The sequence below is a fragment of the Paracoccus sp. IB05 genome, assembly GCF_016405985.1.
Lineage (GTDB): Bacteria > Pseudomonadota > Alphaproteobacteria > Rhodobacterales > Rhodobacteraceae > Pseudogemmobacter.
This window is the reverse complement of sequence record NZ_JAEFCF010000028.1, coordinates 51,814-68,970: the sequence shown is the minus strand read 5'-3', so window position 1 is coordinate 68,970 and position 17,157 is coordinate 51,814. Positions and strand designations below refer to the sequence as shown.

The following is a 17,157-nucleotide window of genomic DNA, read 5'->3' as shown; positions in this document are numbered from 1 at the left end:
TGGAAGAAGCGGTATGGCGGGTTGCTGCCGGACGAGATGCGGCGGTTGAAGGCGCTTGAGGACGAGAACGCGCGGCTGAAGAAGATTGTCGCCGATCTGACGCTGGATCGGGAGATATTGCAGGACGTGATCCGGCGAAAGCTCTGAGGCCTGTCCGGACGCGCAAGCTTGTCGACGGGTTGTTGGTTGACTGGGGTGTCCCGATCCGGAGGGCCTGCCAGGCACTGCGGTTCGACACCTCGAGCTACCATTACAAATCCCGTCGCACCGGGCAGGCCGGCCTTGAACTGCGGATCCGCGAGAGCTGCGAGATCTGCGAGACGCGTGTGCGCTATGGCTCCCGGCGCATCCATGTGCTGCTGCGATGGGAGGGCTGGCAGGTGAACATCAGGAAGACGCGCAGGATTTACAATGAGTTGGGTCTGCAACTGCGCAACAGGCACCCCAAGCGCCGGGTGAAGGCCAGGCTGCGCGAGGACCGCAAGGAGGCGGCCGGACCGAACGAGGTCTGGGCGATGGACTTCGTTCACGACCAGCTCGCTCCGGGCAAGACACTGCGGATCCTGACCATCGTGGACATCCATTCGCGCTATTGCCCGGCGGTGGATCCACGGTTCGCCTGTCGGGGCGAGGATGTGGTTCAGACCCTGGAAAGGGTCTGCCGGCACATCGGCTGCCCGCAGACGATCCGGGTGGACAACGGCAGCGAGTTTATCTCCCGCGACCTCGATCTCTGGGCCTATGCGAACGATGTCACGCTGGACTTCTCCCGGCCGGGCAAACCCACGGACAACGGCTTCATCGAAGCGTTCAACAGCAAGCTGCGGTCAGAATGCCTGAACGCCCACTGGGTCATGGATCTTGCCGATGCCCGCGAAAAGGTGGAGGCCTGGCGCAGGGACGACAACGAGGTCCGACCCCACAGCGCGATCGGATACAACGTACCGATCGACCTGCACATTCCCGGTGGCGCAACCAGCCCGCCCCCGTGACCCGAGCCGCGAAACTCAAGCGCGCGGCGGTCCAGACCAGGGGAACAGAGCACCGCAGCTTCCTAGAGTTGGTAGAGACGATTGAGGATTGGGAGGCCCCCGAGGGGAATCACGTTCGCTACCGGGGCCGGTGGCCCAACACCAAGCAATTCTTCACGGTGTTCAGCAAAAACAGCGGGGAGGGCTGAACGCCCCGCACTGCAAAAGGGGATCGGTTTGGCCGTAGGGGGGGGGCGGTTTTACCTTAGAGGGGGGGGGCGAAACCGACCCCAAATACTATTACTGGAATACTTGCAAGACACATACTTGCAAGAAGCTTCGCTGCGCATCGGCGCTGCCGCGCCTCGCAAGTCCGCTGGCTATCCCGGGTTTCTCGTCGAAGGTTCTCGTCGAAAGGGCTTCCCCCGCCGGGAGAAGGCTATCCCCGCCGGGCTTCGCCCTGCCTGTCCGTCACGCGCGCGGAGCGCGCTGTGCAGGGGGCTTCTTGCCTCCGCCTGCTACTTCGGCCCCTATCTGGACACGGGAAGGGCCTCTGGCGGGCCTCTCCTTGAGTTTTCGGATTGGGGGCCGCTGGCCCGGCCTCGCTGGCGAATCCAGTTCCTCGCCCGAGGGTGAAACCGATTGCAACAGGGGGTCGCCTGCCGAAAAACAAACTGTGTATTATGTGTGTATGACTTAGCCGATCGTCTGATTTTCTTAACGAAATCAATATCATACATGAATGGATTGGCGGAGAGGGTGGGATTCGAACCCACGGTAGGCGCAAACCTACAACGGTTTTCGAGACCGCCCCGATCGACCACTCCGGCACCTCTCCGCGCTTTCTGGGGGTCGTCTATGGAGGCGGGGTTTAGCTTCGTGTTTCGGGAAGCGCAAGCCCGTTTCGACAGGATTTTTTCAGGATGAACGTTTAGGGCGGAAAACAGGGAGCGGCTGGGTTGGATGGCGCGCGGCCCGAGCAAGATCAGCGGGGCTTTGTGTTATGCGAGGCCCGCTGACCTGGCTCAGGCGGCGCACGCAGGTTTGAGCGATCCCCCACTTGGCCTCTGGCCCGGCGATGCTTAGGCTGCCTCTGAAACCGGCAAACGGGAGAAGCGGGATGCAGCGCAATGAGGGAAGGCGAGGTCTGGCGGTCAGGCATCCGGGCCAGGGCCTGGCTTATCCGTCCCGAAGCTGGCCGCAAGTGGCCGCTTTCGCCGCGCTGATGGCGATCTTGCCCATGCCGGGAGGCAATTTTGCGGCGCGTGCCGAGGCACATGGTGGGGCGCCCACAGAGCAGGTACCCACAGAACGCACACCCGCCGAGCAAACCACCGGAGAGGAAACGGCTGCTCAGGGCGCGACGGTGGCGGCTCTGGAGCAGAGCCTCGGACTGGACGCGCTGTTCGGGGTGATCGCGCGCGAGGGGCACGGATATGGCGAGGGGCTCGATCAGGGCCTGCTCGGGGGCAAAGGTGGTCTTCGCTGGCAGGCCAGTGTGGCGCGGATCTATCAGCCGGACGTCCTGCGGACGCGGTTCTCGCAGGCGCTGAGCGAGGCGCTGGCAGGCAAGCCTGAGGTTCTGGCCGATGCGGTTGCGTTCTTTTCCTCTCCGACCGGCAAGGCCATTGTGGCGCGCGAGATCGCCGCACGCGAGGTGCTGCTGGATCCGGACAGCAAAGAGGCCGCCGAGGTCGCCGCCGGCAAGCTGCGCGATGCGCGTGCGCCAAGGCTTAAGCTGATCCGCAATCTGATCGAAGCCTCGGATCTGATCGAAGGGAATGTCGCCTCGGGTCTCACCGGATCGGCGGCTTTCAACGAGGCGCTCACCGCCACGCTGCCGCCGGAGCAACGCTTGCCGGAAGCCGACCGGATGGCCCAGGTCTGGGCGCAGGAGGCCGAGATCCGGGCCAGCACCACCTCCTGGCTTCTGGCCTTCATGACCGAGGCCTATGCACCGCTCAGTGACGCCGAGCTGGAGCAATTCCTCGCCTTCAGCAAAAGCGAGAGCGGCAGGGCGCTGAACCAGGCGCTGTTCACCGCCTATGGTGAGACCTTCCGGGTGGTGATGCAGGAGCTGGGTCACGAGGCGGGGCAGGTGTTGCGTGGCGCGCGGATCTGAGCCACCGATCTGAGACGGGCAGGGGCCGGACGCAATCCACTCGGGTCCGCGCCGGGGCCGCTGAATGACTTGACGCGATGGCCGATGCAGATCATAAGCGCACATCTTCCCCAGGGTGCGAATCCAGGGGCGGATTCTTTTTGAACATCATCCGGTGACGGATGCGCTGTCCGAAGGCGGGGAAACCCATGAACACCAAAGGCCGGCTACGGGCCGGAGGGGCCACAGGACGCGGGCAATGAAGGAAGACAGATTATGACCTTTGCGGTCCTGAAAACAGGCGGCAAGCAATATAAAGTGCAGGCGGGTGACGTTCTGCGCGTGGAAAAGCTTGATGCCGTCGCTGGTGAAAAAATCCAGTTCAACGAAATCCTGATGGTGGACAGCACCGTCGGCGTGCCCTTCGTGGCCGGCGCCGCTGTGCAGGCTGAAGTGATCGACCAGATCAAAGGCCCGAAAACCATCCACTTCGTCAAGCGCCGCCGCAAGCATTCGTCGCAGCGCACCAAAGGCCACCGTCAGCACCTGACGCTGGTTCGCGTGACCGAAGTTCTCGCCGCCGGCGCTGACAAGTCGGGCGTCAAAGCTGCGACCGGCACCGCTGATGCGCGCCGCACCGCTCATGAAGCCCCGGGGGCTGCCAAGGCTGCTCCGGAAGCTGCCGAGAAACCGAAGCGCGCCCGCAAGGCCGCTGCTGCAGAGGAGTAATCCCCCATGGCACAGAAAAAAGCAGGCGGTTCGTCCCGCAACGGTCGCGACTCGGCTGGTCGTCGCCTTGGTGTGAAACTCTATGGCGGCCAGGCCGTCATTCCGGGCAACATCATCGTGCGTCAGCGCGGCACCACCTTCTTCCCGGGTGAAGGCGTTGGCATGGGCCGTGACCACACGATCTATGCGGTTGCCGAAGGCGCGGTCAAATTCCGCAAGGGCCTCAAGGGCCGCACTTTTATTTCGGTGCTTCCCGTTGCGGAGGCGGCCGAGTAAGCCGAACCTTTACATATCAGATGTATCGGAGGGATCGGCTGTAAAAGCCGGTCCCTTTTCTTATTTCCGCCGTGGAAAAGCCCCGGCGGCTATGGGAGAACGAGGATCTGATACCCACATGAGCTTCGAGCAGGAGGGAAGCCATGGAATTCGAGACGATCCGCAGCCCGGGGCCTTACGGCGCCGGCAAGGGAATCGCTGCGGCAGCGGCTTCAGTGGAAGGGGTCAGTGACCGGCAGATCGCGGCGGGGCGCTTTATCCTGCGCCCGGTCCGGGCATCTGACGCCGGTCTGATCGCGCATTACGCCGGCGATAAGCGCGTGGCCGATGCGACGCAGAACATCCCGCACCCATTCCCGCCCGGCGCCGCCGAGGCCTATGTCAACCGGTCGATGAACCATGACCGGCCTGGCTCGGTCTGGGTGATGGACGGGGCCGCACACGGTCTGTCCGAGCTTCTCGGGGTGATCAGCCTCAAACCGATGGAAGTGAAGGCAGGCCGCTCCGGCCAGTCCGAGGTCGCCTATTGGGTCGCGCCGGTGTTCTGGAATACCGGCATCGCCTCCGAGGCGGTGCGGGCGCTGGTCGCGGCCAATCCTCTGGAAGACAGCACCTATTTCGCCGAAGTGTTCCAGGACAATCCCGGATCGGCCCGTGTGCTGACCAATGCGGGGTTCGAATATCTCGGCGATGCCGAGGCGTTTTCGGTCGCGCGCAATGCGATTGTGCCGACCTGGACCTATATCCGCAAAATGGTGAAATGATGCAGATCCGCGATGCCCTTGACCATGACGCTGCGGGCATCGCGGAGATCTATAATCACGCCGTGCTCCACACCACCGCGATCTGGAACGAGGCGACGGTGGATGCGGCCAACCGGATCGACTGGATGGCGGCCCGGCGCGCAGCGGGCTACCCGGTGCTGGTGGCGCAGGCCGAAGATGGCGGGGTCACCGGCTATGCCTCATACGGTGCCTGGCGGGCCTTTGACGGCTATCGGCTGACGGTGGAACACTCGGTCTATGTGGGCGTCGCGTATCGCGGGCTTGGCCTTGCCCATGCGCTGATGGAGGCGCTGATCACCCGCGCCCGTGCACAAGGCCTGCATGTGATGATTGCCGGGATCGAGGCGGAAAACACCGCCTCGCTGGCGCTGCACCGCAAGCTCGGCTTCAGCGAAGGCGCGGTGATGCCCCAGGTCGGGCAGAAATTCGGCCGCTGGCTCGATCTGCACTTCATGAGCCTGCAACTGGATCAGTGCGAAACCCCTGCAGCAGGCTGACGGCCGGGCAGGTCGCCCGGCGCTGATCTGTCTTTGCCCGCGTGTTTCAGTCTGACGAATGCACCAGGCGCAGCTTTGGCCGTGCCGAAGGTTCTGTCGCCTGAGCCTCGCCGCCCGCACCTTCCCCGAGGGGGGCTGCAGTAAAATCGGCAGGTTTTTCCGCGAAGATATAATCCGGGACCCGCTCTTCGGTCTGGTTGTTCCGGGCCTGCGCCAAAGCGCTCTGGCCAAAATCCGGCAGGGTGACTGAATGCGTCGGCGCGGCAGAGGCTGATCTGATCCGCTGGCCCAGCCGTTCTTCCACCACAGCTGTCACCATGAACCGACGCGGCGCACGGCCGGTCTCACCCAGGGTCGAGAGGCATCCGAGCACCGTCGGCTGGCCCCGCAACGGTGCTGCCAGCGGCAGGAGCAAAAGCCGTGCCGTCAGCGCCGGGCGACCAAAGCCGCCTTCCGCCTGCAATTCCATCGTCACGAGTGAATTGTGATTGCAGACCCGTTCTACTGTATGGGCCAGCGCTGGCCGTGCCTCGGCCAGGAACATCGCCGAAAGCGGCAGCCCCTGCATATCGACCCCGGCCGGAGCCGAGACCCGGCGCCCGGCGATTCTCAGTCGCAACAGCCCCTCGCCGATCCGCTCGGCCAGGAACACATCCTCCAGCGCCGGCAAAAGCCCGCGCGGATCCAGCGCCGCCGGCCCCGGAAGCGCGCCGCCGGGCCCGATCAGCCCTTCCCAATAGCCGCGCACCCTTTGCAGGCTGATAAAGCGTGCCTCTTCAGCCGGGTCGCGCCGTGCCAGTCCGAGGTTAAAGAGATCCTGTGTCAAACCCGCCTCCTGCACCAAAGGCCGGGCGGACCCGGTCGCCTGTGTGCCTGTAACACAACCTGTAACGCCCCCGCGCCCATGTTCATTGCCACCTGGCCCGCACTTCTGCCCGTTCTGCCGGCGCCTGTCCATTGCCGCGCGGGATCTCCGTGTGAAACAGTGACCGTGTGAAACAGTGACCGTCCGGCATCGCGCCCAGGTAAACATTGCGCAAGTGCCAGCCGGAGAGGGCCGTCGCAGCGATGTCTTCTCTTCAGGTACAGATTAGAACAAAATCGACCGGGTTTGCATGGAAATCTCTTAAAATGGTAAAGAGCTGTAATGGGAACCAGAACGGTCCGGGCCAACCGGGCTGACGGGAGTTTATTTTGACAATTTCAATGACGGGATTTGCGGCCGGACGGGGTCAGGCTGCGGGATTTACATGGACCTGGGATCTGCGCTCGGTCAATGGCAAAGGGCTTGATCTGCGGCTCCGGGTACCGGACTGGATTGACGGGCTCGAGGCGGGGCTGCGCGCAGCGCTGCAAAAGGCGCTCGGGCGCGGCAATGTCAGCCTGTCCCTGCGGCTGAGCCGGGACGAAGGCGCCCAGGCGGGCCCGCGTCTGAACACGGAGGTGCTGGATGTGCTGTTGCGGCTCGCGGGGGAGGTGACGGCGCGGGCGACTGCGACCGATCTGCTGCTGACGCCGCTGACGGCCGGTGATCTGATGGCGATGCGCGGCGTGATCGAGACCTCCGGCACCGAAGAGGATACCGCGCCGCTTGCGGCAGCGATTCTCGCCGATCTGCCGGCGCTGATCAAGGCGTTCAATGCCTCGCGCGCCGCGGAGGGCCAGGCCCTGAACGGCGTGATCGCGGCGCAGCTGGGCAGGATTTCCGACCTCGTCACGGCGGCAAAATCCGCCGCCGAAACCCGCCGCCCGAAAGCCCGCGAGGCGCTTGGCGAGGCGCTGGCGAGGGTCGGCAGGAATGTCGACGGCTTTGATGAGACACGCCTCGCGCAGGAACTCGCGCTGATGGCGGTGAAGGCCGATATCACCGAAGAGATCGACCGTCTTACCGCCCATATCGCGGCGGCCCGGGCCTTGCTGGCCGATCAGGCCCCGGTCGGGCGCAAATTCGACTTCCTGATGCAGGAATTCCTGCGTGAGGCCAATACGCTCCTGTCAAAGTCCCAGGATATCGACCTGACCCGGATCGGGCTTGACCTGAAGACGGTGATCGACCAGATGCGCGAACAGGTGCAGAATGTCGAATAACGGGGAGTGGTAATTTGGCGCGGCGCGGGCTTCTTCTGATCCTGTCCTCTCCTTCGGGCGCGGGAAAATCCACCATGGCGCGGCGGCTGATGGACTGGGATACGACGCTGAAATTCTCGGTCTCGGCCACCACGCGCAAGGCCCGGCCCGGCGAGGAACATGGTGTCCATTACTGGTTCCATGACCATGACGGCTTTCGCGCCATCGTGGATCAGGGGGGGATGCTGGAACATGCCGAGGTCTTCGGCAATTTCTACGGCAGCCCGCGCGCGCCGGTCGAGGCCGCAATGGCTGAAGGCCGCGATACCCTGTTCGATGTCGACTGGCAGGGCGGCCAGCAGATCCGCAATTCCGCCCTTGGGCGCGATGCGGTGTCCGTTTTCATCCTGCCGCCCTCGATTGCCGAGCTTGACAGCCGGCTGCGCGGGCGGGGTCAGGACAGCGAAGAGGTGATCGCGGGCCGTATGGCGAAAAGCCGCGATGAAATCAGCCATTGGGCCGAATATGATTACGTTCTGGTCAATGACGACCAGGATGATTGTTTCGAACGGCTGCGCGCGATCATCACCGCGGAGCGGCTGAAACGGGAAAGACAGCCCGATCTGGCCGGCTTTGTGCGCGGCCTCAATGAGGAGTTTGCCGCAAGATGATCTGGGAACTCGACGGGCTCGCGCCTGAAATTGATGCGGAAGCCTGGGTTGCACCCTCGGCCGATCTGATCGGCAAGGTGCGGCTGGGGCCGGGGGCGAATATCTGGTTTGGCGCGGTCCTGCGCGGCGATAATGAGCTGATTGATGTAGGCGCGGGCTCGAATATCCAGGAAAACGCGGTGCTCCATACCGATATGGGCTACCCGCTGGTGATCGGCGCCAATTGCACCATCGGCCATAAAGCGATGCTGCATGGCTGCGAGATCGGCGAGGGCTCGCTGATCGGGATGGGGGCGACGGTGCTGAACGGGGCAAAGATCGGCAAGGGCTGTCTGATCGGTGCCTGTGCCCTGATCACCGAAGGCAAGGTCATCCCCGATTACAGCCTTGTCATGGGCAGCCCCGGCAAGGTGGTGCGCGTGCTGGATGAGGCGGCGCAAGCCCGGCTGATCCGCTCGGCCGAGGGCTATCAGGCCAATGCACGCCGCTTTCGCGCCGGGCTGAAACCGGTGGAGCGCACGTGATGTCGGACGAGGACGGCGAGGAACAGCAAGGGCTGGTCGAGCAATTGCTGGATGGTCTGCCATTGCCGGCCTTCACGCTGGACGAGCGCGACACGGTCCGGGCGGCCAATGTGCCGGCGCTGGCGATTTTGGGCGAAAGGGCGCGGGGCCGCAATCTGGCGCTTTCCCTGCGCGGGCCGGAGCTGCTGGATGCGGTTGCAGGCACAAGGCGGGATGGGGCGCAACGGCGCATCCTTTTGCGCCTGCCCGATGATGCGCAATATCGGGTCAAGGTCACGGGCCTGCCCGCCGCGGATCCGCCGCAGGTGATCTGCGTGATGCAGGATGTGACCTCGGAGGCGCAGAACGAGGCGATCCGCCGTGAATTTGTCGCCAATGTCAGCCATGAGCTGCGCACGCCGCTGACCGCGATGATGGGCTTTATCGAGACGCTGCAATCGGCGGCGAAGGATGATCCGGTGGCGCGCGACCGCTTTCTCGGCATCATGTCGCGCGAGGCCGGACGGATGAACCGGCTGGTGCGCGATCTTCTGCATCTCAGCCGGGTCGAGGCTGAAGAACGGGTCCGGCCGCGCGAAACCATTGATCTGCCCGGAATTTTGCGCTCGGCCGCGGCCTCGGTGCGTCAGGTGGCCGAGGCGCATGGCAGCACGATCCGGTTTCAGGGGATCGAGGGGCGGGTCACGGTGCCGGGGGATGCCGACCAGCTGACCCAGGTCTTCCTGAACCTCATGGAAAACGCGGTGAAATACGGGGCGCGCGACAGGCCGGTGACGGTGACGATCTCGCGCGAAACCACGTCGCGCGGGCCGGTGATCCGGGTGGATGTGGCGGATCAGGGCGACGGGATCGACCCGATCCACCTGCCGCGCCTGACAGAGCGGTTTTACCGGGTCGATGCCCATCGCTCGCGGGCCGAAGGCGGCACCGGGCTGGGGCTCGCCATCGTCAAACATATCATCAACCGCCATCGCGGCTGGCTCAGGATCGAGAGCGAAAAGGGCAGGGGCTCGGTGTTTTCGGTGATGCTGCCCGAAACCTGACCGCCCGTGAAATGCCTTACAGCCGCGCGATGCGTTCGGTCAGCAGGGCGTAAAAGCCGTCCCGGTCAACCGATCCGATGAATAGCGCGTTGGGAGCCCGTTTCGTGACGCCCCACCAGTCGGCCACGGTCATGCCAAGCGTAAGTTCGGATTTCGTCTCGATCGCGACATTGATGAAGCGACCAGCGAAAAGCTCCGGGCGCAGCATGAAGGCGATCACGCAAGGATCATGCAGCGGGGCACCCTCGGTGCCATATTTCGCGGTGTCGTAGCGTTCAAAGAAATCAGTCCAGGCGGCGACCGCGTCCCCGGCGCGGGTGCCGAGTGCGCGCAACCCATTCACCCATGCGCGCGAGGTCAGCGCCTTATGGGTGACATCAAGCGGCAGCACGACCAGATCGACGCCGGAGCGGAAGACGATATCGGCGGCCTCGGGGTCGACATAGATATTGAACTCGGCCGCCGGGGTGATATTGCCGCCCTCGAACAGGGCGCCGCCCATCAGGACGATCCGGCGGACCCGCGCGATGATATCCGGGGCCTGGCTGAAGGCGGTGGCGATATTGGTCAGCGGGCCGAGGGTGCAGAGCGTGACGGTTCCGGTCTCTTCGCGACGCAGCGTTTCGATAATGAAATCAACGCCATGTTGCGAATTGACGGCCAGGTCCGGCTCGCCCAGGTCGATCCCGTCCAGCCCGGTCGCGCCATGGACCTCTTCCGCGGTGACGCCCTCGCGGCTCAGCGGCCGGTCGCAGCCGGCAAAGACCGGAACATCGCGCCGCCCGGTGAGACCGACGATATTCAGCGCGTTGCGCACGGTCAGCGACAGCGGCACATTGCCTGCGACCACCGTCACGCCGAGCACCTGCAGCGCTTCGGGGCTGGCCAGCGCAAGCAGGATCGCGACTGCATCATCTTGGCCCGGATCGGTGTCGATGATGATTTTTTGCTGTTCTGCCATGGGCTTTGCCTGCACTGTGCCGGGGATCTCACCACAAGCTTAGCCAATCCCGTGCCGCGTTGCGAGAGGGCGCGAAAACGGGGCAGGCGGGCAGATCACGGCGGCCGATCAGGGGCGCGGGCAACATCGCCTCATTGCCGGGCATCAGGGATTTGACCCGGATCTCGCATTTAGCGGGCGCAGGAAAGCAGACCGGGGTGCATCAAGAAGATCGCTGTTCTCGATCTCGCCGATAGGGTCGCCATCCGCAAATGTAAATGAATCGCCCGAGGCGATGGGATGGCTGAAGACGAAGTATCAGGCGCCGAGCCGTGACAGTCCCGAATCATACCTGCCGGGGATCGTGCCGCCACAGAGGCGCAGCACATGGGCCATGCCGCTTTCGCCTGTGGTCATGTCAGGCGCGGTGAAGATACGGAATGACCGGACAACATGGACGTCGCTACCGATCTGGTCGGTATCATCTTTCAGCCTCTGCCGAGAGCTGTCCTGGCTTTTGCCGCTGATCAAAAGGCCTATGCGGCGCGCCGTTCGACATAAAATTGCCCCTTTGCCAGCTTGCATGGTCAAGGCCGAGATCGCGGTTGGAGACAACAGAGAAGGTGTGAAGCATAGGATCACCGGCAAAGGTGAGGGGGCGCTGAGCAGGGCATCTGCCGGGCATCCGGACATTTGCCTGCGAAGAGATTAACACCCGCGCCCATGCCGTCCGTTTTGCGGTCTGTTCTCCTGATATCTCCGGGAAAATCGACGTAAAACCTGCGCAATGCCAGCCTGGAAACCCTGTTAAGGCGCGGCTTAGCTTACCCCTTGTCGCTCCGCTTCGCGGCTTTCTCTTCAGCCTTGGCCCGATCCCACAGCGCATCCATCTCGGCAAGGTCTGACGCCGCCGGGCTGCGGCCATCCTCGGCCAGCCAGTCCTCGATCCTGTTGAAACGGCGGGTGAATTTCTGGTTTGCCGCCCGCAGCGCCGCCTCGGGATCGACCTTGAGATGCCGCGCGAGATTGGCCATGACGAAGAGGAGATCGCCCATTTCCTCGGCCAGTTCCGCCTCGCCCAGCCGGTCACGCGCCTCAACCACCTCGGCGGCTTCCTCGGTGATCTTGGCCAGCACATCAGCCGCACCCGGCCAGTCAAACCCGACCCGCGCCGCGCGGTTTTGCAATTTCACCGCCCGCGTCAACCCGGGCAGGGCCATCGCGACCCCGTCAAGGACGCGCGCGGGGCCGCGTTCGCGTGCCTTCAGCTCCTCCCAGTCAATGCGCTGCCTGTCAGGGCTTTTGTCGCGGCTCTCATCGCCGAACACATGCGGGTGGCGCGCGATCATCTTGTCGGAAATCGAACGGATCACATCTGACAGATCAAAGCGCCCGGCCTCTTCCTGCATCCGCGCATGAAACACGACCTGGAGCAAAAGATCCCCCAGCTCGCACTTCAGCTCATCCCAGGCCTCGCGCTCGATGGCATCGACCACCTCATGCGCCTCTTCCAGACAATAGCGCGAAATCGAGGCCGAAGTCTGTTCCACATCCCAGGGGCAGCCGGTTTCCGGATCGCGCAGCCGCACCATGATTTCAGCCAGCCGCGCGATATCGCCGGCCCGGTTCGCGTCTTCGTTAACCAATTGGTCACTTTCGGCGCGGTCAAGGCGGGATACGGACATTGCGAAGCTCCGGTTTGGGTCACATTATACGGGTGATGAATCGGTCCCTTTGGGCCGTGAGACAGCCAGGAAAGTCGCCGCAATGCCCGTACTGAACCGTATCGCTTCTTATGCCGGGGAAATGAAGGGCTGGCGTCAGCATATCCATGCCCGCCCCGAGCTGGAATTCGACTGTCACCAGACCGCAGCCTTCATCGTGGAACGGCTGCGGGAATTTGGCGTCGATGAGATCCATGAGGGGATCGCGAAATCCGGCGTCGTGGCGATCATCGACGGGCGCGGACCGGGGCCGGTGATCGGGCTCAGGGCTGATATGGATGCGCTGCCGATCACCGAGCTCACGGGGGCGGACCATGCCTCGACCGTGCCGGGCCGCATGCATGCCTGCGGCCATGACGGCCATGTGGCGATGCTGCTGGGCGCGGCGAAATACCTCGCCGAGACCCGCAACTTCGTCGGCAGCGTCGCATTGATGTTCCAGCCCGCCGAGGAAGATGGCGGCGGCGGCGAGGTGATGGTGAAAGAGGGCGTGATGGATCGCTTCAACATCGCCCGCGTCTTCGGGATCCATAATGCGCCGAACCTGGCGCTTGGCCATTTCCAGACCACGCCTGGGCCGATCATGGCCTCGGTCGACACAGCCTGGGTCACGGTGACGGGCCGGGGCGGCCATGCCGCCACGCCGCATGAATGCGTCGATCCGGTGGTGGCGATCGTGGCCATGGTTCAGGCGGTGCAGACCATCATCCCGCGAAATGTCTATGCGCTGGACGAGGCGGTGATCTCGGTCACGATGATCAATGCCGGTTCCGCCTCGAACATCATCCCCGAAAGCGGCACTTTCGCCGCCACGATCCGCGCCTTCCGCCCCGATGTGCGCGATCTTTTGAAAAAGCGGTTCCTCGAAATCGTCTCGGGCACTGCGACCGCTTTCGGTGTCAAGGCCGAGGTGAATTACGAATGGGGCTATCCGGCCACCATCAATGACGAGAAAGAGACGGAATTCGCGGCTTCGGTCGCGAGGGAAGTCTCGGGCGATGCGGCGGTGAATGACCAGTCAAATCGCGAGATGGGATCGGAGGATTTCTCTTATATGCTGGAGGCGCGTCCGGGCGCATACCTCTTCCTCGGCATCGGGCCGGGGGCGGGGCTGCATCACCCGGCCTATGATTTCAATGATGAGGCTGCGCCGATCGGCGCAAGCTTCCTCGCGCGCCTTGTCGAGAAGTCTCAACCGATCCCGGGGTGAGGCCGGTTTATGCCGGGGCCCGGCCATAACCGATCCCCGGCCAGAACAGGAGCAAAGCAGATGTGGCGGTTCCTTCTTCTTTCGGTGCTGGCCTTCGGGCCAGCCACCGTCTTCACTGCCAGGCCGGCAGCGGCCCAGGATCAGAGCGGCAGCTTTCGCAGCCCGTCAGACAATATCCACTGCTATTATGATGCATCTGAGGGCGATCTCTGGCTGCGCTGTGACATGGCCGAGGGCAAACAGACCTATACCGTGCCGCCCGAGGATTGCGATCTGGACTGGGGCATGTCTTTCCTGATCGGCGAGACCGGGCCGGCAGAGCTGACCTGTCACGGCGATACGATCCGCGATCCTCGATCCGGGGTTCTGGGCTATGGGGCAGCGCTGGTCATCGGTGAGATCACGTGCCAGTCGGAAAAGACCGGCCTGACCTGCCGGAATGGCGAAGGCCATGGCTTCCATCTTGCGAAGGCCGGTCAGAAAATGTTCTGAACCAGGGTGTTATAGCCTTCTGATCCAACGCGCCACCACCAGGCGGCTGGCGCTTCTTGCGCGACCAGGGCAAGATCGGACCGTGGAATTCTGGGCGCGGAGCCGATCGCAATGAGACAGACCGATATCGCCGGCTGGCAGCTGGTGCTGGTGATCTGGGGCGAGAAATACGGCGCCGGGGATGTGAATGGCCTTGTCGCAGCGGTGCGTGAGACCTCGCCGGGGTTGCAGCGCGTGCTGCTGATCACCGACCGGCCCCGCGAAGGGCTGGCGGGTGGAATCAGCGAACTGGCCTTCCCGCCCGAATTCCTCCAGCCGGCCTGGATGGGCGGCGGCTGCCAGGCCAAGCTCGCGATGTTTAAGGCCGGTTTTTTGCCTGAAGATCTGCCGGCGATCTATCTGGACCTTGATACGGTGGTGCTGGGGGATCTGTCGCCGCTGAGCCGGCGCCGCGACCCGGATGCGATCTCGATCCTGCAAAGCACAGTGCTGCCCTTTGGCGCCGCATCGCGGGCGCTGCACCGCCTGACCGCTGGCAAGCGCTATGCGCGGGGCAACAGCTCGGTCGTGGTCTGGCAGCCGGGGCGCTGCGATTACATCGCAGAGCGATTCCTTGCGATGGCACGGGGCAGGGAGGATTTTACCGGCACCCCGATGCGGGCAGATGAGCGGTTCATCTCCTGGGTGGCGCAGCCGGTGATCTCGGCGGTGCCGCGCGATATGGTGGTGAAATTCCCCGCCGAATTCATGCTCCCCTGGCTTTGGCTGGGGCGGCTCTATGGCGCGCTGCCCTGGGTCCGGCGGCGCCGCGCGCGCCTTGTCGCGATCACCTTGCCCGGGATTGAGGTCAAGGCCGGGACGCTGGCTGATCTGCCGGAAGGCCGCGAGGTGGTGGACCGCAAGGGGCGGCGCATGATCTGGTCGGATGCCTGGCTTGGGCCGGTGCGCCAGAGGCTGCTGCAGGCCATCCGCGCGGCGGGCGGCAGGGGGGGCTCGTCTTCCTGACCCTGAGCTCTGTGACCGCGGCCCCCCCTTGACCCGCGCCGTCGCGCACGGCAGGGGTTATCCATGCTGCCCCAGGACAAACTCGCCCGCATCACCCAACGGTTTGAATATGTCGAGGCCCGGCTGAATGCCGGCGCCGCGGCGAGCGAGATTGCCGCGCTGAGCCGTGAATATTCCGACCTGAAGCCGGTGGTCACGGGGATCGCGGCCTGGATGCGGGCCCGCGCCGATCTGGCCGAGGCCGAGGCCATGCTCACCGATCCCGAGATGCGCGCGCTGGCGGAAGAAGAACTCCCGCGTCTGCGCGAGGCGCTGCCCGAAATGGAACACCAGCTGCGGCTGGCGCTTTTGCCGAAAGATGCCGCCGATCAGCGCCCGGCGATCCTCGAGATCCGCCCCGGGACCGGCGGCGAGGAGGCGAGCCTTTTCGCAGGCGACCTTGCCCGCATGTATCAGCGCTATTCGGAAGCCCAGGGCTGGCGGTTTGAGGTGCTGGAAAGCCAGACCTCGGATCTGGGCGGCGTCAGGGAATTCACCGCCCATATCCAGGGGACCGGGGTCTATGCGAAACTGAAATACGAATCCGGCGTCCACCGCGTGCAGCGCGTGCCCGAGACCGAGGCAGGGGGCCGCATCCATACCTCGGCCGCGACCGTCGCCGTGCTGCCAGAGGCGGAAGAGGTCGATATCGACATCCCGGCCTCAGACATCCGGATCGACACGATGCGGGCCTCGGGCGCCGGTGGTCAGCATGTGAACACCACCGACTCGGCGGTCAGGATCACCCATTTGCCCACCGGCATCATCGTGACCTCGTCGGAAAAATCGCAGCATCAGAACCGCGCCAATGCCATGGCGGTGCTGCGCGCCCGCCTGTTCGAGATCGAGCGCGACCGCCTGGCCCGCGAACGCGCCGCCGACCGCAAGTCGCAGGTCGGCTCGGGGGACCGTTCGGAACGCATCCGCACCTATAATTTCCCGCAAGGCCGGATGACCGATCATCGCATCAACCTCACGCTCTATGCGCTGAACCAGATCATGCAGGGCGATCTGGACGAGGTGATCCAGGCGCTGAGCGCCCATGACCAGGCCAGCAGGCTGGCCGAGGAAGAGACATGAGCGCCGGTCCGGGCCGTCTGGCGAAACAGGTGCTGGCGGAGGCCGTGGCGCTGTTGCGCGCGGCAGGGGTCGAAGATCCTGCCCGTGATGCGCGGCTCCTGCTGGCCCATGCCATCGGGATCGGGCCTGACCGGCTCTTGCTGCATCTGGCGGATCCGCTGGATCATGGGGCCGCGACCCGGTTCGATGCCGCGATCCTGGCCCGCGCCGCCCGCCGGCCCGTGTCGCAGATCATCGGCCGGCGGCTGTTTTACGGCCGCAGTTTCATCGTCACAGCCGACACGCTCGATCCGCGCCCCGAGACCGAGATCCTGATCACCGAGGCGCTGCGGCTGCCATTCTCACAGGTGATCGATCTTGGCACCGGGACAGGGGCGATCCTTTTGACCCTGCTTGCGGAAAGCCCCGCAGCGACGGGGCTTGCAACCGACCTCTCGGCTGCCGCGCTTGCCGTGGCGCAGCGCAATGCCGAAGCGCTCGGCCTGAGCGGGCGGGCGAAATTCACCCGGACGAGCTGGCTCGACGGGATCACGGAAAAGGCCGATCTGATCGTCTCGAACCCGCCCTATATCACGCTTGACGCCATGGCGGGCCTTGAGCCCGAAGTCCGCGATCATGAGCCCCATCTTGCCCTGACCGATTTCGGCGACGGGCTGAGCGCTTACCGCGCCATTGCGACCCAGGCCCCCGCGGCCCTGCGGCCTGACGGCCGGCTGATTGTCGAGATCGGCTGGGATCAGGGCAGGGCGGTGGCTGAGATATTTGCCGCCGGCGGCTTTAAAAATATAGACATAATTCAGGATTTTGACGGCAAAGACAGGGTGGTCAGCGCCAGAGCGGCGGCCTGATCCGCGCCTTAGACCACCTTAGACCGCCTTAATCAGCCGGGCATTTGCGGGTATTGCGCGTCTTGAATCCGGCAAATGGGCAACTATATCCTATTTCACCGAAAAAACCCTGTGGATGAGTGCATTTCCCGGCAGAATCAGCTTGCCAGACTGCG

Annotated in this window: 17 protein-coding genes, 1 tRNA gene and 1 pseudogene; 15 read left to right on the top strand and 4 right to left on the bottom strand. The window is 64.2% G+C overall.

Annotated features, from left to right (window positions below; genetic code table 11):
* Window positions 1-992, top strand: a protein-coding gene (locus tag JC607_RS17315) for an IS3 family transposase (protein WP_198838143.1) whose coding sequence is annotated in 2 segments (ribosomal slippage) — window positions 1-142 and window positions 142-992 — 993 coding nt annotated over the 2 segments. Because the reading frame shifts where the segments join, the coding sequence is not laid out codon by codon here. This gene is flagged as partial in the annotation.
* A gap of 727 nt (window positions 993-1,719) precedes the next feature.
* On the opposite strand, the gene JC607_RS17310 is transcribed toward JC607_RS17315, so the two are convergent.
* Window positions 1,720-1,809: transfer RNA gene (locus tag JC607_RS17310), tRNA-Ser, on the bottom strand.
* Window positions 1,810-2,091: 282 nt separating this feature from the next.
* Between JC607_RS17310 and JC607_RS17305 the strand changes: the two genes are divergently transcribed.
* From JC607_RS17305 to JC607_RS17285, 5 genes and pseudogenes are all read left to right on the top strand, one after another.
* Window positions 2,092-3,093 carry a DUF2059 domain-containing protein gene (locus JC607_RS17305; protein WP_198838142.1) on the top strand — a complete coding sequence of 334 codons (1,002 nt, stop codon included), beginning with the start codon at window positions 2,092-2,094 and terminating at the stop codon, window positions 3,091-3,093.
* A 255-nt stretch (window positions 3,094-3,348) separates the two neighbouring features.
* Window positions 3,349-3,723: pseudogene (gene rplU / locus JC607_RS17300) on the top strand (50S ribosomal protein L21); the annotation flags it as partial.
* Between the two features lie 84 nt (window positions 3,724-3,807).
* Window positions 3,808-4,077 (top strand): 50S ribosomal protein L27, encoded by a 270-nt coding sequence (gene rpmA, locus JC607_RS17295; protein WP_092897840.1) that lies wholly within the window; start codon window positions 3,808-3,810, stop codon window positions 4,075-4,077.
* A gap of 143 nt (window positions 4,078-4,220) precedes the next feature.
* Complete coding sequence (locus JC607_RS17290) at window positions 4,221-4,841, top strand: GNAT family N-acetyltransferase (RefSeq protein ID WP_198838141.1); 621 nt, start codon at window positions 4,221-4,223, stop codon at window positions 4,839-4,841.
* The gene (locus JC607_RS17285) at window positions 4,838-5,359 is read left to right on the top strand and encodes an N-acetyltransferase family protein (protein ID WP_370584857.1); all 522 of its coding nucleotides are present in this window, start codon (window positions 4,838-4,840) and stop codon (window positions 5,357-5,359) included. The genes JC607_RS17290 and JC607_RS17285 overlap by 4 nt, the downstream gene beginning before the upstream one ends.
* Window positions 5,360-5,405: 46 nt before the next feature.
* Here JC607_RS17285 and JC607_RS17280 read toward each other — a convergent pair whose 3' ends face one another.
* A complete protein-coding gene (locus tag JC607_RS17280) occupies window positions 5,406-6,185 on the bottom strand; it encodes a PAS domain-containing protein (RefSeq protein WP_198838140.1) in 780 nt (259 codons plus the stop codon).
* A 368-nt stretch (window positions 6,186-6,553) separates the two neighbouring features.
* Here JC607_RS17280 and JC607_RS17275 point away from each other — a divergent pair, with 368 nt between their 5' ends.
* Genes JC607_RS17275 through JC607_RS17260 form a run of 4 tightly spaced genes read left to right on the top strand, consistent with a single transcriptional unit; the run spans window position 6,554 to window position 9,664 of the window.
* Window positions 6,554-7,447: a YicC/YloC family endoribonuclease gene (locus JC607_RS17275; RefSeq protein ID WP_198838139.1), complete on the top strand. Its 894-nt coding sequence runs from the start codon at window positions 6,554-6,556 to the stop codon at window positions 7,445-7,447.
* 14 nt (window positions 7,448-7,461) lie between these two features.
* Window positions 7,462-8,097, top strand: a complete 636-nt coding sequence (gene gmk, locus JC607_RS17270; protein WP_198838138.1) for a guanylate kinase — start codon at window positions 7,462-7,464, stop codon at window positions 8,095-8,097.
* Window positions 8,094-8,621, top strand: a complete 528-nt coding sequence (locus JC607_RS17265) for a gamma carbonic anhydrase family protein (RefSeq protein WP_198838137.1) — start codon at window positions 8,094-8,096, stop codon at window positions 8,619-8,621. Before gmk ends, JC607_RS17265 begins: the two co-directional genes overlap by 4 nt.
* Entirely contained in the window at window positions 8,621-9,664 is a 1,044-nt protein-coding gene (locus JC607_RS17260) for a cell wall metabolism sensor histidine kinase WalK (RefSeq protein WP_198838136.1), read from the top strand. The genes JC607_RS17265 and JC607_RS17260 overlap by 1 nt, the downstream gene beginning before the upstream one ends.
* Window positions 9,665-9,680: 16 nt before the next feature.
* On the opposite strand, the gene JC607_RS17255 is transcribed toward JC607_RS17260, so the two are convergent.
* Together JC607_RS17255 and mazG are read right to left on the bottom strand one after the other, a co-directional pair.
* Entirely contained in the window at window positions 9,681-10,625 is a 945-nt protein-coding gene (locus JC607_RS17255) for a nucleoside hydrolase (RefSeq protein WP_198838135.1), read from the bottom strand.
* A gap of 803 nt (window positions 10,626-11,428) precedes the next feature.
* Window positions 11,429-12,289: a nucleoside triphosphate pyrophosphohydrolase gene (gene mazG, locus JC607_RS17250; RefSeq protein ID WP_198838134.1), complete on the bottom strand. Its 861-nt coding sequence runs from the start codon at window positions 12,287-12,289 to the stop codon at window positions 11,429-11,431.
* A gap of 82 nt (window positions 12,290-12,371) precedes the next feature.
* Here mazG and JC607_RS17245 point away from each other — a divergent pair, with 82 nt between their 5' ends.
* The 5 genes from JC607_RS17245 (at window position 12,372) to prmC (ending at window position 17,002) form a co-directional block, all read left to right on the top strand.
* Window positions 12,372-13,538 (top strand): M20 aminoacylase family protein, encoded by a 1,167-nt coding sequence (locus tag JC607_RS17245; protein WP_198838133.1) that lies wholly within the window; start codon window positions 12,372-12,374, stop codon window positions 13,536-13,538.
* Window positions 13,539-13,598: 60 nt separating this feature from the next.
* Window positions 13,599-14,030, top strand: coding sequence for a DUF6636 domain-containing protein (locus tag JC607_RS17240; protein WP_198838132.1), 432 nt, complete (start codon window positions 13,599-13,601; stop codon window positions 14,028-14,030).
* Between the two features lie 111 nt (window positions 14,031-14,141).
* Entirely contained in the window at window positions 14,142-15,035 is an 894-nt protein-coding gene (locus tag JC607_RS17235) for a hypothetical protein (RefSeq protein WP_198838131.1), read from the top strand.
* 63 nt (window positions 15,036-15,098) lie between these two features.
* Window positions 15,099-16,154, top strand: a complete 1,056-nt coding sequence (prfA, locus tag JC607_RS17230; protein WP_198838130.1) for a peptide chain release factor 1 — start codon at window positions 15,099-15,101, stop codon at window positions 16,152-16,154.
* Window positions 16,151-17,002, top strand: coding sequence for a peptide chain release factor N(5)-glutamine methyltransferase (gene prmC / locus JC607_RS17225; protein ID WP_198838129.1), 852 nt, complete (start codon window positions 16,151-16,153; stop codon window positions 17,000-17,002). Before prfA ends, prmC begins: the two co-directional genes overlap by 4 nt.
* Window positions 17,003-17,157: the final 155 nt, after the last annotated feature.